Annotated in this window: 28 protein-coding genes; 14 read left to right on the top strand and 14 right to left on the bottom strand. The window is 63.0% G+C overall.

Features of this window, described 5'->3' with window-relative positions; all coding sequences use genetic code 11:
• Nucleotides 1-100: 100 nt before the first annotated feature.
• Nucleotides 101-1009: an NAD(P)-dependent oxidoreductase gene (locus tag KBZ07_RS01640; RefSeq protein WP_254929976.1), complete on the bottom strand. Its 909-nt coding sequence runs from the start codon at nucleotides 1007-1009 to the stop codon at nucleotides 101-103.
• Between the two features lie 68 nt (nucleotides 1010-1077).
• On the opposite strand from KBZ07_RS01640, the gene KBZ07_RS01645 reads away from it, so the two are divergent.
• The 6 genes from KBZ07_RS01645 to KBZ07_RS01670 all read left to right on the top strand — a co-directional run bounded on the left by KBZ07_RS01645 (nucleotide 1078) and on the right by KBZ07_RS01670 (nucleotide 6082).
• Nucleotides 1078-1566 carry a Fur family transcriptional regulator gene (locus tag KBZ07_RS01645; RefSeq protein WP_396123387.1) on the top strand — a complete coding sequence of 163 codons (489 nt, stop codon included), beginning with the start codon at nucleotides 1078-1080 and terminating at the stop codon, nucleotides 1564-1566.
• 128 nt (nucleotides 1567-1694) lie between these two features.
• On the top strand, nucleotides 1695-2090 hold the full coding sequence (locus KBZ07_RS01650; protein ID WP_254929977.1) for a DUF1622 domain-containing protein: 396 nt from the start codon (nucleotides 1695-1697) through the stop codon (nucleotides 2088-2090).
• Nucleotides 2087-2467, top strand: a complete 381-nt coding sequence (locus tag KBZ07_RS01655; RefSeq protein ID WP_254929978.1) for a YidH family protein — start codon at nucleotides 2087-2089, stop codon at nucleotides 2465-2467. Before KBZ07_RS01650 ends, KBZ07_RS01655 begins: the two co-directional genes overlap by 4 nt.
• Nucleotides 2468-2549: 82 nt before the next feature.
• Nucleotides 2550-3416, top strand: coding sequence for a bile acid:sodium symporter (locus KBZ07_RS01660; RefSeq protein WP_254929979.1), 867 nt, complete (start codon nucleotides 2550-2552; stop codon nucleotides 3414-3416).
• 170 nt (nucleotides 3417-3586) lie between these two features.
• Nucleotides 3587-5098: an arylsulfatase gene (locus KBZ07_RS01665; RefSeq protein ID WP_254929980.1), complete on the top strand. Its 1512-nt coding sequence runs from the start codon at nucleotides 3587-3589 to the stop codon at nucleotides 5096-5098.
• A 3-nt stretch (nucleotides 5099-5101) separates the two neighbouring features.
• The gene (locus KBZ07_RS01670; protein WP_254929981.1) at nucleotides 5102-6082 is read left to right on the top strand and encodes a formylglycine-generating enzyme family protein; all 981 of its coding nucleotides are present in this window, start codon (nucleotides 5102-5104) and stop codon (nucleotides 6080-6082) included.
• Here KBZ07_RS01670 and mscL read toward each other — a convergent pair.
• From mscL to KBZ07_RS01690, 4 genes are all read right to left on the bottom strand, one after another.
• Nucleotides 6073-6459, bottom strand: coding sequence for a large conductance mechanosensitive channel protein MscL (mscL, locus tag KBZ07_RS01675; protein WP_396123388.1), 387 nt, complete (start codon nucleotides 6457-6459; stop codon nucleotides 6073-6075). The genes KBZ07_RS01670 and mscL overlap by 10 nt on opposite strands.
• On the bottom strand, nucleotides 6456-7274 hold the full coding sequence (locus tag KBZ07_RS01680; RefSeq protein WP_254929983.1) for a hypothetical protein: 819 nt from the start codon (nucleotides 7272-7274) through the stop codon (nucleotides 6456-6458). Before KBZ07_RS01680 ends, mscL begins: the two co-directional genes overlap by 4 nt.
• Before the next feature lie 159 nt (nucleotides 7275-7433).
• A complete protein-coding gene (locus tag KBZ07_RS01685; protein WP_254929984.1) occupies nucleotides 7434-8408 on the bottom strand; it encodes a hypothetical protein in 975 nt (324 codons plus the stop codon).
• Entirely contained in the window at nucleotides 8405-8956 is a 552-nt protein-coding gene (locus KBZ07_RS01690; protein WP_254929985.1) for a hypothetical protein, read from the bottom strand. Before KBZ07_RS01690 ends, KBZ07_RS01685 begins: the two co-directional genes overlap by 4 nt.
• 329 nt (nucleotides 8957-9285) lie before the next feature.
• On the opposite strand from KBZ07_RS01690, the gene KBZ07_RS01695 reads away from it, so the two are divergent.
• Nucleotides 9286-9882, top strand: coding sequence for a Crp/Fnr family transcriptional regulator (locus KBZ07_RS01695; RefSeq protein ID WP_254929986.1), 597 nt, complete (start codon nucleotides 9286-9288; stop codon nucleotides 9880-9882).
• A gap of 8 nt (nucleotides 9883-9890) precedes the next feature.
• Nucleotides 9891-10181 (top strand): hypothetical protein, encoded by a 291-nt coding sequence (locus KBZ07_RS01700; protein WP_254929987.1) that lies wholly within the window; start codon nucleotides 9891-9893, stop codon nucleotides 10179-10181.
• A gap of 7 nt (nucleotides 10182-10188) precedes the next feature.
• Here KBZ07_RS01700 and KBZ07_RS01705 read toward each other — a convergent pair whose 3' ends face one another.
• Nucleotides 10189-10773, bottom strand: coding sequence for a ferritin (locus KBZ07_RS01705; RefSeq protein ID WP_254929988.1), 585 nt, complete (start codon nucleotides 10771-10773; stop codon nucleotides 10189-10191).
• 174 nt (nucleotides 10774-10947) lie between these two features.
• On the opposite strand from KBZ07_RS01705, the gene KBZ07_RS01710 reads away from it, so the two are divergent.
• Nucleotides 10948-11088 carry a hypothetical protein gene (locus tag KBZ07_RS01710; RefSeq protein WP_254929989.1) on the top strand — a complete coding sequence of 47 codons (141 nt, stop codon included), beginning with the start codon at nucleotides 10948-10950 and terminating at the stop codon, nucleotides 11086-11088.
• On the opposite strand, the gene KBZ07_RS01715 is transcribed toward KBZ07_RS01710, so the two are convergent.
• Together KBZ07_RS01715 and KBZ07_RS01720 are read right to left on the bottom strand one after the other, a co-directional pair.
• Nucleotides 11085-12554 carry an iron ABC transporter permease gene (locus KBZ07_RS01715; protein ID WP_254930011.1) on the bottom strand — a complete coding sequence of 490 codons (1470 nt, stop codon included), beginning with the start codon at nucleotides 12552-12554 and terminating at the stop codon, nucleotides 11085-11087. The genes KBZ07_RS01710 and KBZ07_RS01715 overlap by 4 nt on opposite strands.
• 150 nt (nucleotides 12555-12704) lie before the next feature.
• Complete coding sequence (locus KBZ07_RS01720; protein WP_396123869.1) at nucleotides 12705-13682, bottom strand: extracellular solute-binding protein; 978 nt, start codon at nucleotides 13680-13682, stop codon at nucleotides 12705-12707.
• Between the two features lie 240 nt (nucleotides 13683-13922).
• On the opposite strand from KBZ07_RS01720, the gene KBZ07_RS01725 reads away from it, so the two are divergent.
• Nucleotides 13923-14591, top strand: a complete 669-nt coding sequence (locus KBZ07_RS01725) for a Fe2+-dependent dioxygenase (RefSeq protein ID WP_254929990.1) — start codon at nucleotides 13923-13925, stop codon at nucleotides 14589-14591.
• A gap of 120 nt (nucleotides 14592-14711) precedes the next feature.
• Nucleotides 14712-15017: a hypothetical protein gene (locus KBZ07_RS01730; protein WP_254929991.1), complete on the top strand. Its 306-nt coding sequence runs from the start codon at nucleotides 14712-14714 to the stop codon at nucleotides 15015-15017.
• Nucleotides 15018-15184: 167 nt separating this feature from the next.
• Here the strand turns inward: KBZ07_RS01730 and KBZ07_RS01735 are convergent, their stop codons facing one another.
• Nucleotides 15185-16819, bottom strand: coding sequence for an iron uptake porin (locus tag KBZ07_RS01735; RefSeq protein WP_254929992.1), 1635 nt, complete (start codon nucleotides 16817-16819; stop codon nucleotides 15185-15187).
• A gap of 327 nt (nucleotides 16820-17146) precedes the next feature.
• On the opposite strand from KBZ07_RS01735, the gene KBZ07_RS01740 reads away from it, so the two are divergent.
• Complete coding sequence (locus KBZ07_RS01740) at nucleotides 17147-17803, top strand: helix-turn-helix domain-containing protein (RefSeq protein WP_254929993.1); 657 nt, start codon at nucleotides 17147-17149, stop codon at nucleotides 17801-17803.
• 16 nt (nucleotides 17804-17819) lie between these two features.
• Here KBZ07_RS01740 and KBZ07_RS01745 read toward each other — a convergent pair whose 3' ends face one another.
• The 4 genes from KBZ07_RS01745 to KBZ07_RS01760 form a co-directional block, all read right to left on the bottom strand.
• A complete protein-coding gene (locus tag KBZ07_RS01745) occupies nucleotides 17820-17963 on the bottom strand; it encodes a hypothetical protein (protein WP_254929994.1) in 144 nt (47 codons plus the stop codon).
• A 49-nt stretch (nucleotides 17964-18012) separates the two neighbouring features.
• A complete protein-coding gene (locus KBZ07_RS01750; RefSeq protein WP_254929995.1) occupies nucleotides 18013-19143 on the bottom strand; it encodes a GTP-binding protein in 1131 nt (376 codons plus the stop codon).
• Between the two features lie 56 nt (nucleotides 19144-19199).
• Nucleotides 19200-20669 carry an iron uptake porin gene (locus tag KBZ07_RS01755; RefSeq protein WP_254929996.1) on the bottom strand — a complete coding sequence of 490 codons (1470 nt, stop codon included), beginning with the start codon at nucleotides 20667-20669 and terminating at the stop codon, nucleotides 19200-19202.
• 152 nt (nucleotides 20670-20821) lie between these two features.
• Nucleotides 20822-21844, bottom strand: coding sequence for a metal ABC transporter substrate-binding protein (locus tag KBZ07_RS01760; protein ID WP_254929997.1), 1023 nt, complete (start codon nucleotides 21842-21844; stop codon nucleotides 20822-20824).
• 166 nt (nucleotides 21845-22010) lie between these two features.
• On the opposite strand from KBZ07_RS01760, the gene KBZ07_RS01765 reads away from it, so the two are divergent.
• Entirely contained in the window at nucleotides 22011-22973 is a 963-nt protein-coding gene (locus tag KBZ07_RS01765) for a hypothetical protein (protein WP_254929998.1), read from the top strand.
• Nucleotides 22974-22999: 26 nt separating this feature from the next.
• Nucleotides 23000-23695 carry a metal ABC transporter ATP-binding protein gene (locus tag KBZ07_RS01770; protein WP_254929999.1) on the top strand — a complete coding sequence of 232 codons (696 nt, stop codon included), beginning with the start codon at nucleotides 23000-23002 and terminating at the stop codon, nucleotides 23693-23695.
• A gap of 13 nt (nucleotides 23696-23708) precedes the next feature.
• Here the strand turns inward: KBZ07_RS01770 and KBZ07_RS01775 are convergent, their stop codons facing one another.
• Entirely contained in the window at nucleotides 23709-24110 is a 402-nt protein-coding gene (locus KBZ07_RS01775) for a transcriptional repressor (RefSeq protein WP_254930000.1), read from the bottom strand.
• Nucleotides 24111-24118: the final 8 nt, after the last annotated feature.

Raw genomic sequence — 24118 nt, forward strand, 5'->3', positions numbered from 1 at the left:
GCCGCGGCAATGACGCAACCGAGCCGGCGTGGATGGGAGTGGGTCAGGGCAGGGGTGCCGACTCCCTTCAGTGTTGTCGACCCGTTGCGACCTGTCATCCCTAGATATGGCTCTGGAGCTCTGCCGCAAGGGCAGCCACCAGACGCTGGCGGGCTTGGCGGGAAGCCCAGCCGATGTGGGGCGTCAAGATCAGATTTGGCACCTGTTTAAGTGCTTCCAATTCGGCGCCTGGGGGCTCCTGGTCGAGCACGTCGAGGGCGGCTCCGGCCAATGCCCCTCGCTTGAGAGCATCCACTAGGGCGGGCAGTTCGATCAGGCCGCCCCGGCCCAGATTTACAAGCACGGCAGACGGCTTCAACCAGCCCAGCCGCTCGGCGTTGAGCAGGCCCCGGGTCGCCGGGGTGAGGGGGGCATGCAGGCTCAGCACATCTGCCTGGCGCAGGGCCGCTTCGAGTTCGCCGGCACTACTACGGCTGGTGATCAGCCGCACCGCCATTCCGAAGGCCTCCGCAACGGCCGCCACGCCCCGGCCGATCGTGCCGGCCCCCACCACGGTGAGGGTGCGGCCGGACAGCTCCTCGAATTCCGGCTCCACCAGAGCGAACACCGGGCTGTGCTGCCAGGCGCCCTCTTGCACCTGGCGCCGCCGGGTTTGCAGATCGCAGACCAGCTCGAGGATCAACGCCCAGGTCACCTGCACCACCGAGGCCGTGCTGTAGCGACCTGCATTACGCACGGCGATGCCGAGCTCGCTGCAGGCCTGGCCATCGATCTGGTCGGTGCCGGTGCTAGCCGCGCAAATCAGCCGCAGCTGGGGCAGTTGCTCCAACAGCTCCCCATCCAGCCGGATCTTGTTGGTGATCGCGATCGCGGCCCCCTGCAGCCGCTCCAGGCGTAGCTCCGGCGGGGTGCTCGGCCAGCAGATCAGCTCGACATGACGCTCAAGGGGAGCCAGGTCCACCGGGCCCAAGCTGAGGGCATCTAGAAAGACGGCCCGGGGTTTACTCATGGCACCTCTTCGCAACTACATCTGTTCTTCGCAACTGCGCCTATTGTTGAGAAGCCTGGGATCACGCTTTGACTGCCCGACTAAGCCCTGGAGCCCAGCTTCCCCCCCCAACCCTTCCCGCTAGTGGGGATGGCCTGCGCACCAGCCTGCACGATCGCGGTCAGCGGCTCACGCCCCAGCGGCAGCGTGTGTTGGCCCTGTTCGAGCGCATCGGTGAAGGTAGCCACCTGGGAGCTGAAGAGGTGCACCAGCGCCTACTGCGGAGCGAGGAGCGGGTATCGCTGGCCACGGTGTACCGCACCCTGCGGCTGCTGAGCTCCATGGGGCTGCTGCAGGAGCTGGAGCTGCCCGAGGGTGGGCGCCGCTTTGAGCTGGCCAGTGATGCACATCGCGACCACCACCATCTGGTGTGTGTCCGCTGCGGCCGCACTGAGGAATTTGAAAATTCTGCGGTGCTCCAAGCGGGGGAGCAGGCCGCGGGCGGCCATGGCTTCCGCCTGCTCGAGTGCGTGCTCAACGTGCGGGCCCTCTGTCCCAGCTGTGCGGCTGCGGAATAGTTCTCGAATACATCTCAAGCCAACCCCTAAACGCAGCCTTTTGCAAAAGCGTCAGCGCAGCTGCCGGCATCGGCAGTGCTCCTTAGCTTTTGGAAAGCGAATGCACCCATGCTTGCCAGCTGACTTCGATGCCTAGCTCCGAACCCAGCTTGTTGTTTGTTTTTGATCAGGGCCTGGCGGCCCTGGCAATGGCCCTGCGCAGCGTGCTTGAGGCCTTCTCGCTCGCCACGGTGGTGCTTGGTTTGTTGATCACCCTGCGCCAGGCCTGGCAGGGCTGGCGTGCCCGGCGGCGCGGCCCCAGTGCTTTTCAGGCGGTGAGGCTCACCTTCGGCAGCTGGTTGGCGATGGCTCTGGAGTTTCAGCTAGGGGCCGACATCGTCGCCACCTCCACTTCCCCCACCGGAGCCCATTTGGTGCAATTGGGCGTGGTGGCCGTGATCCGCACCTTGCTCAATGTGTTCTTGGCCCGTGATTTGGAGGCCGAAGCATCCCATCGATCCCTGCGCCCGGAGGGGCTCCCATGAACCTCACCAACGAACTGGCCAAGCAGCGCAACCGGGATGCGGCCGAGCGCACCCTGATGGCCTGGATCCGCACCTGCCTCTCCCTGATCAGCTTCGGCTTCGGTCTCGACAAGATCATTGCGGCCATTGATCGTGCTGCCGCCTCTGGTGACGTGCAGGCTCAGCGCGGCGTGCAGCTGGTGGCGGCGGGCTTTGTGCTCACAGGGGTCCTGGCGATGGTGGGGGCCACGATCCAATACCGCCGCGAATTGCGCCGTCTCCATCAGAACGACTACGTCTACCGCGAAAAGCCCCAGCTGGCGGCGGCCACGGCGGTGCTGATCACCCTGATCGGGGTGGTGGCCCTGCTGCTGGTGGCCTTCGGGGCAGGCCCCTAAGCGCGCGGGTCGGGCCCTGCTGTCTTCAGACCGCTTCATTCACTCTCTGTTCTCCCTGTTTCTCTTTGGGCACCTTGTCGTGATGGCCCCGTCTCCGTCCCTGCTGGTCCAGGCCACCCTGTTCATGATCATGTTTGCCTTGGGGGTGGGGCTGCCCCTCGATGGCTTCAGCCGCTGGCAACAGCATCGGGCCCTGCTGCTGCGCGCGCTTCTGGGCACGTGCGTGCTGGTTCCGCTGGCGGCCTTGCTGCTGCTGCTCTGGCCCCCCACCCTGGCCCTCTCCCAGCCCGCCCGCTTTGCCATCTCCCTGATGGCCGTGTGTCCAAGTGCCCCCTTGCTGTTGCGCAAGGCGGGCAAGACCGGGGGAGATCGCTCCCTGGCGGCCCTGCTCCAGGTGGCGGCCGCCCTGGTGGCGATCCTTACGATCCCGCTGCTGGCGATCCTGTTCACCGACACCTTCGGGGTGGCCGGTTGGGCGATCCAGCCCCGCCATGTGGCTAGCCAGGTGGCCGGGGCCCAGTGGTTGCCGCTGCTGCTTGGCTTGGTGCTGCGGCGCTTGGCTCCAGGCTGGGCCAGCCGGCTGGAGACGCCCCTCGACCGGATCGCCAACCTGCTGCTGCTGTTATTGGTGCTGGGGGTGCTCTGGAAGACGGCTCCGATGCTGGTCACCTACGTGGGGGCCAATCTCGTGGCCTTGCCCGTGATGGCAGCCCTGGTGCTGATCAGCCTGGCCCTTGGCTATGGGCTGGCCGACCGGGATCCGCGCCAGCGGGTCACCCTCGCCCTGGTCACCTCGATGCGCAACCCGGGCCTGGCACTGCTGCTGGCGGGCACCTTCGCCCCCGGGGTCCCGGCGGTCAAATTGGGAATCCTGGTGTATCTGCTCATCACCGTGCTGCTCTCGGGGCCCTTTCTGCGCTGGCAACACCGCACCCAAAGCCAGGCCTGAACCATCGCCCTCTTGGGGTTTGCGTTTTGCGCTGAATTGATCCATTCGCGCTTGTGTTTTGGCTCCTCAAGGTGGGTGTGAAGAAGTGCATGAATCTCCAGTCATCGGGGCCATTCATTTCCATCCTTTGACCAGGCGTACTTGCCCTCTCTCGTCGCTCTTTTCCACCCATGCCGAACGGAAAGCCCAACATCCTCATCCTCTGGGGCGATGACATCGGCCAGAGCAATCTGAGTTGCTATAGCCACGGGCTGATGGGGTACCAGACCCCCAATATCGACCGGGTGGCAAATGAAGGGGCCAAGTTGATCCACTACTACGCCGAGCAGAGCTGCACCGCCGGTCGCGCCGCCTTCATCAGCGGGCAGAGCGTCTTCCGCACCGGCCTCTCCAAGGTGGGCCTGCCGGGGGCCGAGCAGGGCTTCAAAGACGAAGACCCCACCATCGCCGAGCTGCTCAAGCCCCAGGGCTACCGCACGGGCCAGTTTGGCAAGAATCACTTCGGCGATCGCGATGAGCATCTGCCGACGATGCACGGCTTTGACGAATTCTTCGGCAACCTCTACCACCTCAATGCCGAGGAAGAGCCGGAACTGCGCGATTACCCCAAGGAGGATGATCCCGAGTTTCCCAATTTCCGCAAGCGCTTCGCCCCCCGCGGTGTGCTGCATTGCTGGGCCAATGGCGATGGCACCCAGCGGATCGAGAGCACCGGAGCGCTCACCCGCAAGCGGATGGAAACCGCCGATGATGAATTTATGGCCGAAGCCAAGCGCTTCATCCGCGATGCGGTGGCGTCTGGGGAGCCCTTCTTCGTGTGGTTCAACACCACCCACATGCACTTCCGCACCTACGCGCGCCCGCAGGATGTGGGCCGCAGCGGACGCTGGCAGTCGGAATATCACGACGTAATGATCTATCACGACGAATGCATCGGTGAAATGCTCGACCTGCTCGATGAGCTCGGCGTCACCGACGACACCATCGTGATGTACGGCACCGACAACGGCCCGCATATGAACAGCTGGCCCGATGCCGGCATGACGCCCTTCCGCCGCGAAAAGAACACCAACTGGGAGGGGGCTTACCGGGTGCCGGCCCTGGTGCGCTGGCCTGGCCACATCCCCGCTGGCACCAACATCACCGGCATCTGCAGCCACCTCGACTGGTTGCCGACGCTGTTGGCCGCGGCCGGCGAGCCGGAGATCAAGCAGAAACTGCTCACGGGACACCAGGTGGGGAACAAAACGTTCCGCATCCACCTGGATGGCTACAACATGCTCGACTACTGGACGGGCAAGGCGGACAAGAGCCCCCGCAAGGAGTTCTTCTACTTCTCCGACGACGGCGATCTGGTGGGCCTGCGCTACGACAACTGGAAGTTTGTGTTCAAGGAGCAGCGCGAGCAGGGAACTTGCCAGATCTGGGCCGAGCCCTTCGTGGAGCTGCGGGTGCCCAAGATCTTCAACCTGCTCACCGATCCCTACGAGCGGGCCGACATCACCTCCAACACCTACTGGGACTGGATGTTCGACCACGTGTTCATGCTCGTGCCGGCCCAGACCTATGTGGGCGAGTTCCTCAAAACCTTTGTGGAGTACCCACCGCGCCAGAAGGCGGCCAGCTTCTCGCTGGAGCGGGTGATGGAAAAACTCGAACAGGCCGCTAGCGGCGCTGCCTGATCCATGGTGAGCAAGCCTCCCGGACGACCACCAGCCTCCGGCATGGTGTGGATTCCGGGGGGCTCGTTTTGGATGGGCTCCGACCAGCACTATCCGGAGGAGGCCCCTGCCCACCGGGTGGAGCTGGCGGGGTTCTGGATCGATCGGGCCCCGGTCACCAATGCCCAGTTCCTGAAGTTTGTGAAGGCCACCAGCTACCGAACCCTGGCTGAGAGCTTCGCAGATTCGGCCCTCTACCCCGATGCAGATCCGGCCCAGCTGCAACCGGCCTCGATCGTGTTCGTGCCACCGGCCGGAACCGTAGGGCAGGCCAACCACTACAGCTGGTGGCAGTACGTGCCCGGCGCCAGCTGGCGCCATCCCGAGGGCCCCGGCAGCTCAATCAAGGGCCGCGGCCAGCACCCGGTGGTGCATGTGGCCCACGCCGATGCAGCGGCCTACGCCAGCTGGATCGGTAAGCAACTACCCACGGAGGAGGAGTGGGAGAGGGCCGCCTGGGGCGGCCGGGAGGGTTGCGAATTCGCCTGGGGCGACGAACTCCATCCCGGCGGAGTGCCCGTGGCCAACACCTTTCAGGGTGACTTCCCCCATCACAACAGCTGCCTGGATGACTGGGAGCTCACCTCGCCGGTAGGCGCGTACCCCGCCAACGGCTACGGCCTGGTGGACATGATCGGCAACGTTTGGGAATGGACCGACAGCTGGTACGGTCCCCATCAGCCAGGGCCGGCCGGGTGCTGCGCCGAGGCCCAGAGCGCCCGCAAGCAGGCAAGCATCGACCCCGGCTCCCAGCACGGCGCTGCGCCGCGCAAGGTGGTGAAAGGCGGCTCCTTTCTCTGTGCCCCCAGCTATTGCCGTCGCTACCGGCCTGCGGCCCGCATGGCCCAGGGGATCGACACCAGCACCAGCCACATGGGCTTCCGCTGCATCGTCAGGCCGCCTGGCTTGGATATCACTCAGAGTTTGGATATCACTCAGAGTTGACGTTGCTCGAGGGCCTCGGCCAGCCGTGTTGCAGCGGCTGCCAGCTGGGCCTGGGGGTCAGGGCCGGCGGCGGCCTGATCGCCACGCTTCATCGCTTCGATGGCCCGCACGATCAGAAACACCACAAAGGCGATCACCAGAAAATTGATCAGGGCGACGATCACCAAGCCGGCGGGCCAGTCACTGATGGCCGCCACATTTGCAGCCTTGAGAGCTGGTTCCAGCAGGGAGGTCATCACCAAACTGACGATGGCGTCCACCACCTTGCCGAAGGCTCCGCCGATGACAACGGCAACGGCCAGTCCAACCACGTTGCCTTGGTTGATGAATGCTTTGAAGTCTGAAAAGAAGGAGGAACGACGGGCCATGGGGATCAGAAGAAGAATTTCAAACCAATTTCCAAGCCATTCTGGTAGCTGCTGAAGCCACTGTCTGGATTGTCACCATTATTGTAATCAAGCCCGAAATAGCGCCAGGAAATGTTCAGATCGGTGCTGTTGCCCACCGCGTAGCCCAGGCCGATCTGGGCTTTGCCGGAGAGATCTTTGGCGCCGCCCAGCCCGAAGCCACCGATATCAGCGCGGGCAAAGGCCCGCAGCCGCGGTGAGAGAAACAGGCTGGCCTGGGTGCCCAGCAGGGGTTGGGCCCAGGTGCGGCCGAAGTTGCCCTGTCGTTGAACGCTGAGAATGTTGCCCAGATCAACCTGGGCAGAGACATCCATTTGGGCATCAATGACGCGAATGCCGGCGTAGGGGATCAGGCTGAATTGTCCGGGTGTGCCCACCGCCGCCTCTGGCTCCCCAAAGCGATAGCGCACTGCCAGGTCGTAGATGCCCTGGCTGACATTGACACTCGCCCGGCCGGTGAGTAAGCCGTTGGGGGTGGTGGCCCCATCCTCCTGGCCGAGCTTGGTGTAGCTCAGGTCGGTGAGCACACCCCAGCGACCCTTTTCCACACTGCCTCGTACAGCCGTGATCCACTGGAGATTGTCGAGAACCTGGCCCAGGTTCAGCACGGCCTCGGTGGTCACGCTGCGGTTGTTTTGGGTTGCAACCGTGGTTGTGGTGTCGAGCCTCAGGGGCACTGGCCCATAGAGCTCGACGCTGCTGCGCCAGGGCTCGGCCTTGGCAGGGGTAGCTGCGATGCAGAGGCAGGCAGCTGCAGATAACGCAGAACTTTGCGAAAAGCGCAATAACTTGGCTGGCATTGATAGTCGGTGGCTTGGGCGAACTAAGTAGCGGCTCAAGAGTTTTCGCAGCGATGATTGGCTGGATTTTGACCTACAAAAAAAGCCCGCGGAGTTTGCCGCGGGCCCTTGGAGCATCAGGGCCTTGCGCCCGGTGCAGCAACCTCAGGCCGACCCGTAGGCCACCTGGCAAGCGGCATTTAGCAGCTCGGCTTCAGCGGCACTGCTGGGGTCCTGGCCATTGATGGTGCCGCGGTTGCAGTTGGCATTGAGCTGGTACTCAGAGCCGTCCACCTTGATCACGAAGCTGACCGAATCGCTGCTTGTCGGTTGGACCGTTCCGTAGAGCAACTCGTAGTTCGTGTTGGCCACAACTATGTAGTCGTTGTGGGCGTCAATGGCGTTGCTTACGGCGTCGTTAATGATGGCTGCGGTAGTCAGGCTGGCGATTCCCCAGGTTGCAGCCCGCGCGCCCCACCAACCCCAGCTGGGAGGGGTGCTCCAGCCGCCATACCAGCCGTGGTTCCAGGGCCGAGCCACGCCCCAACCGGGCCGGGCCCAGCCGGGATAGGTGTTGACGCGGTTGACGTTGCGGCTCCAGTTCCGATTGATATCGCGGTTGATGTTGCGGTTGATATCGCGGTTTACGTTGCGATTGACATCCCGGTTCAGGTCGCGGGTTGCGGGTTTGTCCCGAGTGGCCATGCGGTCACCACTGCCGATCGAGCCGCCGGGGCGAGACCCCGCTGCCTGACGGGTGGCGGCGGCCGGACGGGTCGACGCTGCGGGGCGATTGAGGGATGGTCCGCCGCCTCCGGCGAGGCCTCCGCCCATTTGGGCCCTGTTGCTCCAGCCCCCTGCGGGCTTGGTGGAGCCGCGGGTAAGTCCGGGGCCGCCGTTGCTGAAGCCGCTCTGGCCGCCAGCCTTGCGGCCGCCACCTCCGCCGGCGCCACCCAAGCGTCCGCCACCACCTCCGCCACCGCGTCCGCCGCCGCGAGCCACCAGTTGGTCGAACAGTGCGGCGGTGCTGCTCTCTGGCAAGGGGCGCTCAAAGGCCAGGGCTACGCCCATGGGCAGGGCCATCACACCGGCCAACACCAGGCCGAATCCAGCTAGGGGGCCGTTTAGGGAGTTTCTCATTGGCCGACCCCCTTGCAGCCGTCGTCGTAGCAGGTGAGGTTGATCCGGCCGTCGGCGCCAAACTGCACCTTGATCAAATCCCGGCCGGCGGTGGCGTCGGGACGATCTTCCCGAACGCTGTTGAGGTAGTTGGGGTTGACGGCACAGAGATCCCGACCGTTGAAGCAGATCGTGTTGGTGGAAAAGCGCGCCGCTGCGTTGTCTAGGTTTTTCCAGGTTTTGGTGCTCTCGACCCAGACACTCATCCGCACGGGGCTGTCGGTGACGCGGATCGTCTCCACGGTTTTGCCGATGATGTGGCGGTAGAGGGTGGCGCTGCCCTCGTTGACGGCCTCAATGACGCAAGCCTGGGGCGCCCCGCCCTTGACGCTGCACTTGGTGTCAAGCTTGTAGAGCGTGCCCGACTGGGCCAGGGCGGGAGCTGCAGCTAAGGCGGTTGCAGCTAAACCGGTTACAGCAAAACCGTTTGCAGCTAAACCGATGGCAGCTGCGGCCAGCAGGCCGATCCGGCGGCAGGGCCAGCTGGCCAGAATCTTGCGGTTCACCATGAATAAGTACTCCCCAGCATTGGTGGGAAATAACCATATCTTGACCAGGGCGAAGCTATCTGGCAGGAGCCTGTTGCGTAGGGCCACAAAGCATGGATCCGCTCCAACATGATGTCGCCCTGGAAGTAAATGTTGGCAAAAAACGCAATCAGTGACTGGCCCTAGCCAGCCGCGGCTCCATCTTTGGGGCTTTTGTGCCGCCGATTTGGTGCGCCGCGCCACCCCTAAGCCCGGTTGCAATTGACAGTTGTTATTGAGAATCGCTTGCAAAAGGGGCGGGTGCTTGTTTAGGTTGCGAGTCATTCGCAATAAGCCCCCTCCCCTCGGCCATGAGTTTTCGCTTCCTTCCCGACGATCCCGTTGCCGCCGTGCGCATGCCGGCAGGTCAGACCGTGCTGCTGGATCCGGCTCGCCGGCCGAGTGGCAGCTGCATCGAGGTGCTCGATGGGGTGGCCCGCGTCTACTGCCCCTGCGAGGAGACCGAAGGAATGACCCTCGCCTTCCTGCAGGCCGGCGACCAGCTCTGCACAGATCGGCTCTGCAGCGAAGGCGTCTGCGTCGAGGCCCTCACTGCCCTGAGCTTCCGCAGCGATGCCGAACCCCGCCAAGGCGAAGGCTTCGATGCCGTGAACGAATGGACCCTGCAGCTCCTGCGCATCCGCCACCTGGGCAGCGCCGAGCAGCGCCTGCATGCCCTGTTCGGGCTGCTGGTTCGCCGCTTGGGGCGCCGTTGCGGAAGTTGGTGCGATCTGCCGTTCCGTCTCACCCACGAGCGCATCGGTGAACTGATCGGCACCACCCGGGTGACCACCACCCGGTTGATTTCCCGCATCCGCCAGGCCCGGCTGATCGAGGCCCCCGTCGGCGAAGCCGGCATGCGCCTGGCTCCGGAATTGATTGAAACCGCGCCCTTTGCTGCAGCCTGAGACCTGCCATGTCCAGTCAGATCCCCCCAAGCAGCTCCCCAGCATCGGAGAGCCTGGTCGCCAGCCTCTGCCGGGAAGCAGACCGGTTACGTTGCCGCTCCCGGCAGGTGGCAGATGACCTGGGCCGCTGTCGCGAGGAGGGTTTGGTGCGCCGCCTGCAGCAGGAGCTGCAGCTGCTGCGCATCCGCCGACAGGAGCTGCAGGTCAGTGCCCTGCAGCTCGGCCGCAGTCATGGTCTGCGGGACCGCCTCGCCCTGGCATTCCTGACGGAACTCACCCACCGGCCCCTGCCCTGCTGAGCCGGGCTCAGGCGAGCGATTCGGGAGCGTGCTTGCCCTCGCTCAGCTCCCCATCAATCACCAGCATGGCGGCGGGGTTGGCCTGGGCGAAGCGAATCCGCCCCAGCAGGTGGGCCGCCTCGTGTTCGGAGTCGATCTGCCCTTGCACCATCGGATCGAGGAACACGGTGGTGCGCACATCGCCGGCCCGCTCCGCCATGGCATAGAGCTGTTGCAGGGAGCTGGTCACCTCCGCCTCCATCTGGAAGACGGCGGCGAAAAGCTCTTCGGCGCCTGACCAGTGCTGGCGGGGTGGTGCCACCGCTTCCAGCTGCACGGTTTGGCCGCGGGCGACCAAGTAGTCGGCCACCAACCCCGCGTGGTGTTGTTCGTTGCTGGCCTCACCTTTGAGGTACCGGCAGAAGCCCCGCAGCTCCCTCTCGCCAAACCAGATCGCCATGGCCCAGTAGGCCGCACTGGCTTGGCGTTCCATCGTTAGATGCTGCTGCAGACCCTCCAGCAGGGAGGCCTCCATCGGCTGGGCCATCGCCCGCCCTGCGGGCCCGGTGGCCACGGGGTTGTTGGTGTTGGTGCTGGTGGTGAAATGCACCATGGGGTTGATCGATTCGCTAGCTGCACCGTAGCCACAGTCGTCCTAAAGGAAACGTGTTGCAATTGGCACAACCGCCTGTAATCCGGCGTCAAAGCAGCGCAAAGTCCGCCCGTGGCAGGCCTGGGCCTCCATAGGCTGATTCAAGAATTCAACCTCTGAATTGAGGTTGCCGTTATGGCCAAGCCCATCGGCCCCAGCAACGACGCTCCTTCCCCCCTCGGCCAGCGCGGCCCCAGCGCTGACAAGAAAAAGGGCTGCAAGCAGAGCAAATGCTCGAAGTGGAAGGGCGGCAAGTGCCGTTGCGGCCGCGACTAGTTGCGCCGCTCCAAGCTTGGTATCAGGGCGAGAGAGGCAGCCAAGCCGAACACCATGATCAACAGCGCTGGCGCCATGGCCGCGCCCACCCGCTCATCACTGGCGTATTGGAACACGCGCACCGCCAGGGTGTCGAAATCGAACGGTCTCAGCGCCAGGGTGATCGGCAGCTCCTTCACCACATCCACGAACACCAGGAGTGAGCCCACCACCATGGGGCCCTTCAGGAGTGGCAGGTGGATGCGACGCAGCACCCCCAACCAATCGCAACCCAGGCTGGTGGCCGTTTCATCGATGCTCGGGGGGATCCGCTCCAGGGCCGCATCCAGCCCCTGTTTGGACACGGCGATAAAGCGATCGCCATAGCCCCAGAGCAACAGCAGCACCGGACCCAGACCGGCTGGGCCGCCGATCACCATCAGGCCAAGGGCCAGAACACTGCCGGGAATGGCGTATCCCAGGCCGGATACGAAGGTGAGTTGTTGCACCACCGGATGGGGGTTCCAGCGCCGGCAGATCGCCAGCAGCAGGGCCCCGAATCCGGTGACGCCAGTGGCAGCAAGGGCGAGGCCCAAGCTGCGTCCAGAGAGCTGGAGCAGTTCGTCGAGCGGCTCGCTGTGTAGACCCTCCCAGCCCTGCTGGATCCAGAGCATCGGGATCGCCAGGGCGCAGAGCGGGGGGATGGCCGTGATCAGCTGGGCTAGGGCAGCCCGCCAGCCATGCAGTTGCCAGGCATGGTTGCCCCCATTGGAGCCCTCCAGATTCCACTGGCGGCTGCGCTGGCGGAGCAGCCGTTCCGAGGCGATCAGCACCGCCACAATGGCCAGGGCCACCAACGACAGGGCTACGGCCCCCTGGGGATCTCCGGCCAGTTGCCAGCGGTCGAGGATTCCGGCCGACAAGCTTGGAACCCCGAGCAGGCGCACCGCGCCGAGTTCGTTGACCACTTCCATGGCGCTGAGGGCGACGCCCGCGCCGATCGAAGGCAGAGCAATCGGTAGGGCAATTCGAAAAAAGCTCGCCCATGGGCCGACACCTAGGCTGCGACTGGCCTCCAGCAGGCGGCGGCCGCTCACCGAGAAGCTTTCGGTACTCAGCAGAAAGACATAGCTGTAATTGGCCAGGCTGAGCAGCACCACCGCCCAGCCGAGGCCATGGATTCGCAGGCCGCGGTAGCTGCCCCAGTCAATCAAGCTGGCGGCCAGGAGATAGGCCGGAAACGCCATGGGCAGAAGCTGGGCGATGCGCAGCCACCGGCGGCCGGGGAAGCGACATACGGCCGTCAGCCAACCGATGGTCGTGCCCACGACGGCTCCGAGGACGCCCTCCCCTAGCACCAGAAGCAAGGTGCCGCGAATCTGAGCGAGTCCATCGGGCCCCAGACCAGCGGCCTGCTCCTGGCCACTGAGCAATACTTCTTTGACTAGGGCAAGCAAAGGCAGGATGGCCAGCAGGCTGACCCCCATCACCAAGGCAACCAGTCCGGCCCGGCTGCGACTGATGTCACGCCATAGATCGATTCGGTTGCGCCATGGCAACAGGGGGAGACGATCGCGGGCCGTGCTCAACGAAATGTCTGCGACTTAAAGACGGGAACCAGCTTGCTGCACGAACCGCTACTCCCAGCCGTTGGCAGCCATCAATTGGATGGCTGCCCGGGTTTTGGAGCCGAGCTGGGATGAGGAAACACCGTCAAATTTGAAATTGCCAAAGCGGCGCAGAATTGGATTGTTTCCAAACCCTTTGAGCGGATATTCAAAGCTGCCTGATGCATACCCTTCTCCGCCTGTCGGTGAGCTGAGAAACTCAATCAGTTTGATCGCTTCCGGTTTGTTTTTGGCGTAGCGGGTGACGCCGGCGCCGCTGACGTTCACATGGGCTGGATTTGGAAATTTAATGGTGATTTTTTTGGCTAGGGTCTTGTCGGCAGCGCCGGTCTGCCCGGAGAGCATGCGGGCAACGTAATAGCTGTTAACGACGCCTACGCCGCACTCACCTTGCGCGACGGCGCGCGCCAGCGACATGTCGCTACTGAAGACCGGTTCGGCGAGGTTGGTCACCATCCCTTTTACCCATTGGGTTGCTGCCGCATCGCCTCGCAGCACCATTTGATCTGCGACGAGCGACTGGTTGTAAACACTGGAGCGATTGCGCAAGCACAATTTCCCCTTGAGCTGAGGCTTGGCGAGATCGGCGTAGGTGTTGATGGTTTTGGGGTTAAGCACCGACGGGTTGATGGCGAGGGCACGCACCCGTCTGGTGAGGCCAAACCAGCGCCCCTGGGGATCCCGTAGGGAAAGGGGCACGTCACGCATCAGTTCAGCCGAACGAATCGGCTGAAACATCCCTTCTCGGGTAGCGTTGTCGAGCCGAGCCGCATCAACCAGAATCATCACATCGGCAGAACTGTTGTTCCCTTCCCTGCGCAGGCGCTCGATGATGGCCGCATCGTTCGATTCTAGAAGCCGCACCTTGATGCCAGTGGCTTTGGTGAAGCGTTCGTAGATTGAGTTGTCGCTGCTGTAATGGCGGCCTGAATAGACGCGTACCTCGCGGGATTGCGCCATCGCCAAGCCGTTGAGGCTGCTCGCCACGGCTGTGGCGGCTGCGCCAATGGCCAGCACACCCAAGCTGAGAACAGAATGTTTGAAAAGCTTTGGGAGCACAGTGGTTGCTTGCATCCTTTTCTCATGAGCTTATCCAGTCAGGCTTTGCTTGCCCGCTTCATTGATGCCGCTGGCGTGTAGCAAAAAGCACAGGAGGGCGTGGGGCTGGTGGGTGTCGATCTGCTTCAAGATGGGTGCTGACGGTCGTTTCCGCAGGTTGGTTTAGCCATGCACTTTCCGCTTGAAAATCTGCTATTAGCCCAAGATCTTCAGCAGCTTCAATCTAGATTGACCAATCTGGATGATTCTGCCTGGCTTCCCGGTGCTCAGACTGCTGGCAGCTACGCCAAAGAGGTGAAAAACAATTGGCAACTGGATAAGCAGCATCCTGATTTTGCAGCCCTTGCAGATGTGGTTCTGTCTGCGCTCGATGCCCACCCCTTGTTCCGGGCTGCTGCCATCCCACTGAAGATACACAGTCTGCTGTTCAGCCGCAGCGCCGTGGGTGAGGGCTATGGCCGCCACGTTGACAACCCGTTCATGCCTGGAGGGCGAACAGATTTGTCCTTCACACTGTTCCTCTCTGATCTGGAGAGCTACAGCGGAGGCGCCCTCACCCTTGAATTGCCCCTAGGAGAAGAGCTAGTGCGGCTTCGTGCTGGCTCGGCCATCGTCTACCCCAGCGGCTGTCTGCATCGAGTCGAGGCTGTCACGGACGGAGTGCGTTATGTCGCCGTGGGTTGGGTGCAGAGTGCTGTCCGTTCCTCTGAGCAGCGCGAATTGCTGTTTGAGTTGGAGACGGCTTGTAAGGCCATGGCTGCTGCCCATGGCCGGTCCGACGCCCTTGATCTTCTCTATCGCTGCCAGACCAACTTGCTGCGGATGTGGGCTGGGTGACCAATGATACACATGGGTGTGCGTCTTTGGCCTTTAGCGTTAATCGTCTGCCTACAGAGGGACTGTGGTGCGCCGTCTTTTCTTAAAATAAATCTGTATCCCTCCGTTCTGGTTTCGTCCATGGCCCAGCGCACCAGTCTTGCTCTGTTTCTGGCGACGGCCAGCATGATCGGGGGCTCTGCGGCTCCTGTGGATGCAGCTTCGTTGATTCCCTTCTCTGCTGAAGAAGCCCAACTCTTGGCCGATAGCGCTGAATGCGTTCCAGTCGGTGAAGGCGAAAACTGTGAGCGCGAAAAACTCAACCAAAAAACAAAGGAATCCGTCGTCAATCCTGCCGCCAATGACTCCATCCCTGCCTCGAATCCTGGAGCTGATGGAGGGAGTGCTGAAGATACTCTCAATTTGATTGAACGCGGCGATCTCTGAGGCTTACGCGTGCCTGTGTTGCTGCAGCCGGGGCCTCCTCCACCGCTGCCTCCTGATTATCCTTGAGGAGTCTGTTTTCGTTGATAAGTGGGCAGCAAAAAGCCCTCTCCGAGCATGGGGGCTGGTTAGATGTGAGCTATGTTATGAGGCTGGGAGGCCTCTCGGATTCAGAAGCGAAAAGTGGTTTTCATGAGATAGCCGATTGTGCCGAAGTCACCAACTGTTGCATTGCCTAGGGGATTGCTCAGGTAAAATACTGCAGGTGTGATCGAGATGTTGTCGGTCACTTGATACTTGTACCAAAGTTCCACAGCAAGGCCAGAATCGTTGTCTCTCTGGCTCCCCTTTGTTACCCACTGAGGGCCACTGATGCCCAGGCCCAAAGTATTGCCATCTTTCCCTATATTATCCCATTCAAAGCCCACAAGCCATTCCATGGTTTGGTCGCGCCCCTCAGTGTTTCCTCCGCTGAACCAGTTGACGCCATAACCAAGGCTGATCGAGGGGATCCAGCCTGTTTGCTTTGGCTGCCAGAAGGCATTAAGAGCCAGGGAGCTGGCAGTTTGATCCACGCCGACCGGTTTGCTTCCATAAAAAGTGCCTTTCCCCATTGTTGCGCCCGCTGATGTCCAGGCATAGGCCGTCGACACTTGCCATTGGCTGCCGCCATAAGCCAATTGGGTAATAAATTTAGACTTACTGCCCTGGTTGAATAGCCCCTCGTCGCCGTACGTAGCATCTTCACCCGAGTTGCTGCCATTCTGGGCGACATAGTTGGAGCTGATGCTGAATCGATTGCCGGCGCTATTCTTCTTTGTCCGCCACCAGGCTCCGAAGCCCGCGCCGCTTGAGTTTCCATACACGCCGGAGGCTCCTCGACCCTTCAACTCCTTGAGGATGAAATTGCCATTGCCATAAAGTGTGGGTTGGCTGGCCAGCATGTAGTAGCCCTCGGTGCGGGGGCCCACGAAGATCATGCCGTTGGCACCCTTGGAATTCCCTACGGGGAACTGATACCAGAGTTTGTCAACTTTGAGAACATCCCCATTGATGTTGGAGTCTTCGAGGTGGGTGAGTCCAATAGGATCTCCCGAAAAATTGCCAGAGAAGTTACCGGTTCTAAATCTGGTATACAGCAGGTCTTTGCCAGTAAAGCTGGTGTCGAGATCGAGTTGCAGCCGGTAATTGAAGGTGATTGCCTCCTGTTTCTTTTTGCCTTTCAAGGCTGGGCTATTGGCAAAGTTCTGGTTGACGTCACCGGTGTAGTTGGTGGCGCCGATGATCATGTCGACCTTTCCACGTAGCTGTGTGGTGGTGGAGAACTGCTGAGCTTCCAGTTCGCCCACCTTGGCCTCGAGGCCATCTACGCGGCCCTTGAGCACGGCGAGTTCTTTCTTGAATTCGTCCATTAGGCGTTGCAGCTCATCGGTCACCTCGGTGACGCGGTCGAGGCAGGCGTTGAGCAGGGCTGCCGCTTCGTAGCGAGTCATGGCCTGGCCAACCTTGTAGGTGCTGTTGGGATAGCCGGCGACACAACCGTATTTCTCCACCAGGTTGCTCAGAGCCTGATAGGCCCAGTCGGAAGGCCGTATGTCGGAAAACTGGTTGACGCTAGTGACCTGGTTTTGGGATCGCCAGGCCTTGAGTTCGTCAATTTCTTGCTGCTCCATGTAGTCGTTGATGGCCTCGCGGCCATTCAGCGACGCCAGTTCACCTGCGGCTGCGGTTTTAGGAGCGATGACGGCAGGCAGCACCAAGCCAAGTGCGGCCGATGCCAGCAGCATCAGCTGGAACGGATTCATGAACTCCTCACAACAGAAGTAGGTGGATTCCCAATGGACGGGAATCCACCTACTTCTATTCGATGAAAACGCCTCGCCAGACTTGTGCTGATTCAAATCTGGGTATCAAAAGTCACCTGTTCTGGTGTGGCTGCCGGAAAGCTGCTCCTGCGCAGGGCTCGATCCATTGTTTTTAGAGGCCGATGACAAGGACGGTGCCAGGGATCCCATCATTGTTGTGATCAACAGTGCTGCCATCAGAACTCGGGTAGACATGACTTGTACCTCTGTTGTCGTTCAACTACTTTCAGTGCAAACAGACCGCGTCATGGCGCCGATGATGCTCGCGTGCGTAGCAATAATCACGTGCCGTGGTTTGGCCCCTTGATGCTGGCGTCAGGCCCGTTTTCTTCTGCATTTGCCATCTCATCATGGGCCGTAGCTGTTGGAAGGCAGCCGCCGTGTCTGGGAATTGTTGTGCGGATCAAAGCCGGTCAATCGGTGCTGCTTGCGTCAACCAGCTCAGGGTCATGGCTTCAGCTTTCATTGGCGGATGGCTATTGCCGCATTTGTGACTCTGAAGTCACCCTCGGATTCGTAGGTCCCGGTGATCTGCAGCTGGTGCGGATTCCTGCGGGTTGTGTTGCTTGCCTTGAGGCGTTGACCGATGTTTCCGTCAGCTGGCGGGATCCTGGAACTTCATTCCAGGCTTCTGAGGAGCTGCTCGGCGATTGGATGGCTGTGTTGTTACGTGTGCGAAGCCATCCCCAAGCCGGGCAGCGCCTAGTGGCCCTGTTTCAAGGCCTGCTCTGTGGCCACGGTCGCAGGACATCTGAAGGGTACTGGCTTCCTTTTGCCCTCTCACACCTGCGACTCGCTGAACTGGTGGGCTCGACCCGTTCAACGGTGACGCGGGTGATGTGCCTGTTGCGTCAGAGATCGACCTTGCTTAGCTCTGATGAACAGATGGGCCTGGTTTTTGATCCAGCCTTCCTGGAGGATTAGGAGGCTTCAGCCAGAGTTACTGGTGGCGACGAACCCGCACGGGCACCAAAACCGGCTGCATCAAGCCACCGCCGCCGTTGTCGTCATCGGAGTCGGTGGTGAGCCACAAGGCCAGGCCGAAGAGGGCAAGAACGCCAGAGCAGAGAATCAGTTCGGCCATGGCGTCAAGATTTGCTAAGACAACCCTAGCCAGGTTGGCCGGCTTCCGCTCAGGCGAAACCCTTACCGGCATCCTTGGCAACGCAGAGCTGCAGCTGGCGGCGGATTTGGTCGTGGCTGAGGTTCTTGCCGATCAGCACGATCTGGTTCTTGCGGGTGGCGTCGGGCCAGTTGGAGTCGTCGATTGAGAAGCGCTTGCCGGCCAGGTGGAACACGTGCCGCCGCTCGCTCTCGTTAAACCAGAGGATCCCCTTGGCGCGAAACACCTCAGCGGGCAGCTGATTGTCGAGGAAGTTCTGGAATTTGCGCAGGGCAAAGGGACCGTCGGCCGCAAATGACAGCGAGGTGTAGCCCTCTATCGCGGCGTGGTCGGGATGGGCGGCGTGCTCATGGCTGGGTCCGTGCTCATGTTCGTGCTCGTGAGGGTGTTCATGTTCGTGCTCGCAGTGGCCATGGTCGTGATCGTGATCGTGGTCGTGATCACAGGCGCTGTGGTCTTCCGGTTCGGGGCTGGACAGCTGCTGGGCCACGATCTTGTCGCTTTCAAACAGGCCCACACTCAGCAGCAGGGGTAGGGGCACCTCCCCCTTCACCGAGCGCAGGATGCGGGCGTCGGTTTTGATCTCACGCAGCTGGGTCTCCAGGGCGCTCAGGCGCTCTTCGCTCACCAGGTCGCACTTGTTGAGCAGCAGCATGTCGCTGTAGACGATCTGGGCTCGGGCCACCTCTCCTTCCAGCAGCTCGGCGCTGAAGTTTTCCGCGTCCACCAGGGTGATGATCGAGTCGAGCCGGGTGGCATCGCGCAGGTCGCTGCCCAGGAAGGTCATGGCCACCGGCAGGGGGTCGGCCAGGCCGGTGGTTTCCACCACCAGATAGTCCACCGGATCGGGGCGATCCAGGATTCGATAGACGGCCTCGAGGAGCTCGCCGTTGATCGAGCAGCAGATGCAGCCATTGCTCAGCTCGACCATGTCTTCACCGGTGGCGACGATCAGGTCGTTGTCGATGCCGATCTCGCCAAATTCATTCACCAGCACGGCCGTTTTCAGGCCCTGCTGGTTGCTGAGGATGTGGTTGAGCAGGGTGGTTTTCCCCGCCCCCAGGAAGCCGGTGAGGATCGTTACCGGCAGGCCTGTGGGGATGGCTGCCATCACGTTGGATTCGCTGGCGCTGGCGGTCATTGAGTTGGGGGCTGCCGAATTGAGACGACCCTAGGAAGGGCACGATCGCCCCTGGCTCAGAACCGGAAGCTGGTTTTGATCAGGGCGCCGACCTGGTTACTGCCCGCTTGATTCCCCCCCGGATTGTTGAGCACGAAGATTGCCGGGGTCACGGAGATGGCGTCGGTGAGCTGCCACTGATACCACCACTCCCAAGCCCATACGCCGGATTCGCTGGCAGCCCCATTGCGGGTGGCGGTTGCAAAGGCGGGTTGGCCCACTCCCATGCCAAAGCTGTTGCCCTCAGCCAGCACATCGCTCCATTGCAGGCCCACCATCCACGACTGGCTGGTGCGCAGGTCTGAGCCGGAGCTGCCGTTGACGCCGTAACCAGCGCTGAGCGAGGGGATCCAGCCGCTCTGGGCCGGCTGCCAGAAGCCGCTGATGCCAAAGGCATTGGTGTTGACGCCGTTCTCCTCGATCTGGGTGGTGATGAAGGGGGTGGCACCGGGCACACCCACACCGGCCTCCACATAGGAATAGATCGCGGCGATGCCCCAGTTCTCCTGGCCGTAGCCCAGCTGCACGGTGCTGGTGCCTGCTGACGTGCTGCTGAACAGGCCCTGGGAGGAATCGGCCCCATTGCCCGCCACGTAATTGGCGCTCACGCTCCAGCCGTTGTCTTGCCACCAGAGGCCAAAGCCCGGGCCGAGGTTTTTGTTGTAGGCCAGCGGTGCACCGTTGAGGGTGAGCACGTTGAGGATGGTGTCGCTGGGGTAGGCGCTGGGCCAGAGGGCGAGCATGTCTTCCTGACCCACCCGGCCGCCGAGGGTGGCGGTGAACTGGCCACCGATCGGAGACCGCCCAAATGGGAACTGATAAAAGATCTTGTCGATGCCCACCACATCTGGGCCACCCTCTTCCTGGAAGGCGATCTCCAGGGTGGAGAGGCCGCCACCGAAGGCATTGCGATCGCCATCGAAGTTGCCAGCCCGCAGCACCGTGCGCAGCAGATCCTTGCCGCTGAAGCTGGTGTCGAGGTTGAGCTGCAGGTCGTAGTTGAACGTGACCTGCTCACCGGCGGGGTTGTTGCTCACCCCACCCACCACAAAGGTGGCCAGGCCGGAGAGCTTGGTGGTGGTGGAGAACTGACTGGCTTCCAGTTCCCCAGCCTTGGCCTCGAGGCCATCGACGCGGCCCTTGAGGATGGCGAGTTCCTTCTCGAACTCCGCCATCAGGCGCTTGAGCTCGTCGGTGACTTCAGTGACGCGATCGAGACAGGCGTTAAGCAGGGCGGCGGCCTCAAAGCGGGTCATGGCCTGCCCACCTCTGAAGGTGCCGTTGGGGTAGCCGGCCACGCAGCCGTAACGCTCGACCAAGTTGCTGAGGGCCTGGTACGCCCAGTCGCTCGGGCGCAGATCGGTGAATTGGCTGATGCTGGTGACTTGCTCCTGGCTGCGCGCGTAATGGTTGACGCGCTCAAGGTTGAGCTCGGCTGCTGCAGCCGCGTTAGGCGTCAGCAGGCCCAGGACTGCCGGTGCAGCCATTAGTTGTCGGATCGATGCCATTCCGTTGATTACCCAGGCTTGAGGAGGCCGCCACGAGGGACGCGCCAGGAATGATAACGGTTCTCATTCATGTTTTGATCAAGTCGCGATCCGGTCGCGATCCACGCTTCCGCCCTTGTTGTCCCCTTGTTTCAGTGAATCGCCTGCCAGCTTTGGATCAGGGCCTGTTGGCTGGCCCGGTCACAGCGGCCCTGAAGGCCGTTCACGATCAGGCATGTGTTGGCGCTGAGGGTGGCCACCAGGCTGCTGGCGGAGCCATCGCCCGCTGGAGCCAGGCCGTCGGCCACCAAGGGCTCGGCTGAAAGGGGAACGCCGCTGAGGGAGCTGATGCGCTGCAGGGCCTTGCTGGGCGGCAGTTGTTCGCTGAACAGCATCGGAACCTGCTCCTGCTTGAGCTGCTGCACCACGGACTGGAAGGCCTGGGGCCGCAGGTTGTCGCTGCTGCTCATGGAGTCGACAAGGGGCAGCTCCTGGAGCCCGTAGGCCCGCGCCAGGCTGGCGAAGGCGCGGTGCCCGCTGGCCAGGGGCCGGGCCACGGGGATGGTGGAAAACTGTTGGCGGTTCCAGCGGTCGAGCTGGCCGAGCACGGTCGTCATCGCACTGGCCCGGGCGGTGATGCGGGGGCTGGCAGCGGGTTTGAGCTGCTCGAGCTGCTTGGCCACCAGCTGCACCATGGCGCTGGCCTGGCCGGGGTCGTGCCAAACGTGGGGATCCCGATCGCCGTGATCGTGGAGATCGGCGTGGGCGTGGCCAGCGGCGTGCCCTTCCTCCTGGTGGTCGCCTTGGCTGTCCTGCAGCACTTTGAGTTCGGGGCTCCCCGGGACGGCCCGCTCGGCCACCGCCACCGCCTTGCTCTGCTCAGCCAAGGAGGGGGTGAGGCCATACCCATTGATTAGCACCAGCTGGGCCTGGCTGAGGTCGCGGCTCTGCTGCGGTGTCAGCCGGAACTGGTGCGGGTCATCTCCCGGTTGCAAGAGGCAGCGCACCCGCAGGTCGTCTGCGGCTAGGCGCTGGGTGATGTCACAGAGCACGCCATCGCCGGCGATCACTTCGGCGGGTGGGGTGGATCCGCAGCCGGCCAGGGCCAGAGCCCCGGCCAGAGGCAGCGCCAGAGCAACGGTGAGGCGGAGTGGCGTGTGCGATCGGTGCGTCACAGAGACAGACCAGCCAGGCCCAAAGTTTGTTGAATGATAATGGTTCTCAAGTTGTACCGGCTGCCCGCGGCTGGTGCTGGGGTGGCTGCTGATGGTGCATGGGTGGCTGTTGAAGGTGCGGGGACGGTGGGCCACGCAGAATCGACGGGTTTGCGTTCCCCCCGCCATGACCAGGCCCCACGCCTTGCTGATGGCCGGAGTGCTGCTCGTCTTCTATCTGGATGGCTTTGTGCTGGGGGCGCCCGTGGCTCTGCTGCTGGTGTGGGCTCTGCTGGGCGTGTTGGTGCTGGTTGGTTTTCTGCGGCATGCCGGCCATGGCCCTGCCGGCAGGGTTCAGTGGCCAGCAGTGGCCCTGGCGGCCCTGGCCGCCCTCGGGGTGCTGGCCCTGACGCGCGGCGCCTCTGCCTCGGTGGTGCTGGCCACCGCCCTGGTTGGGGCGGCCGGTGGAGCGCTGGAGGCGGCAGGCCGATCCAGGCACCGCTGGCAAGGGGTGGCAGCCCCGGTGTATTGCGGAGCCTTTGCCGGCATGACCTCCCAGCTGGTGCTGGGCCATCCGGCCTGGGTTGTTCTGGCAGGGGGCCTAGCTGGGCTGGTGTTGTCGGTTCTGAGCGACAGCTGGAGCGGCATCGGCGGCAAGCTTGGCACCACCGCATTCCTGGGGGTGGTTGGCGTCATGGGCCTGGCCGTGGCTGCTGGCGCGATGGGCTCGGGCGCCAGCCTGCATCCCTTCACTGCCGTCGAGCGCAGCTTGGTGCTGATCCTGTCACTGCTGTCCCCGCTGGTGACCCACGCCCTCAGCTACCGCTTGGGCCTGGGTGTGGTGCTCGGCTCGGCCCTGCCCTCGATGCTGCTGGCCATCCTGCTGGGGGCTCTGCCAGCTGCCCTCCAGCTGGAGCCGGTGCCCCTGAGTGATGCCTGGCTGGGCGCCAGTTTCGTCGGCATGACAGCTCCAGAGCAGCTCGCCCCGCGCCCGGTGCCCCTGCTGCTGGCGATGGGTCTGCTGTTCGCCCTGCTGAGCTTCAGCTTCGCTCCGCGATTGGCGGGGATCGGCGGAGACCTCGGGGTCACGGCGGCGGTGTCGGTATTTGCTGTGCTGGGAGCGCGGGTGCTGGTGCTCGACCGTCGTTAGGTTTGCGGTTGCCCTGATGGTGTTGCGTGTCGCTTGAGGTGAGTGAGCTGCGGGTGCGCCGCGGCGGCGAGCTGGCTCTCGACGGTGTGGCTTTTGAGCTCGAGCCCGGCACGCTCACCGCCCTGGTGGGCCCCAACGGCGCTGGCAAAAGCACCCTCCTGCAGGCCATTGAGGGTCAGCTGCCAATCGAGAGCGGTTCGATCCGGCTCGATGGGGTGCCCCTCACCTTGGCCCTGGCGCGGCAGCAGTTGGCCTTGATGCCCCAGCGGGGGGAGATCGCCTGGCACTTTCCGATCACTGTGCGGGAGTTGGTGGCCCTGGGGCGGATGGCCGCCAAGCGTCCTGGCTGCTGCGATGTGGAAGCCGCCCTGCAGCGGGTGGGCCTGGCTGGGTTGGCGGGCCGGCGCCTGGATCAGTTGTCCGGTGGCCAGCAGCAGCGAGCCCTGCTGGCCCGCACCCTGGTGCAGCCAGCCAGGCTGCTGCTGCTGGATGAGCCCTGCGCTGCCATCGACCCCCCTTCACGCACCCAGCTGCTCAAGGTGATGGGCCAGCTGCGCGATGCCGGTCTCACCCTGCTGGTGAGCAGCCACGACTGGGGCCGCGACCTCGACGCCTACGACCGGGTGCTGGTGCTCGATCGCTCCCTGCTCGCCGACGGCAGCCCCCAGCAAGTGCGCCAGGCCCTCGGCGACCTGCGGGTAGGCAACCACTGCTGCGGTTGATGGCCTGCTGCTGCTAGCTGGCCTGGCGCTGTTGACAGCTTCCGCAGAGTCCGAAAAATTCCAGGGTGTGAAATAGCAGCTGGAAGCCTGCGCTCTGGCCGCCGTCTAGGTGCACGTCGTGCATGGGGCAGTTATTAAGAACCACCGTGGCGCCGCAGTCGACACAGGTGAGGTGGTGTTCGTCGCGCTCTGTGGGGGCGAACAGAGCCTCGCCGCTGGGCAGGTGGCGGCAGCGGATCCAGCCCCGCTGCTGCAGCTGGCGCAGGTGGCGGTAAACCGTAGCCAGCCCCATGGGCTGGGAGCCTTGGCGCAGCAGGGCGTGCAGGTCCTGGCCGGAGAGTTCCCGGTCGGCTTGGCGCAACGCCGTAAGCAGTAGCTGCTGGCGGTCGCTTGACGCGGCAACCTGGGTGGGCATGGCCAGAG

The sequence above is a fragment of the Cyanobium sp. BA20m-14 genome, assembly GCF_024346295.1.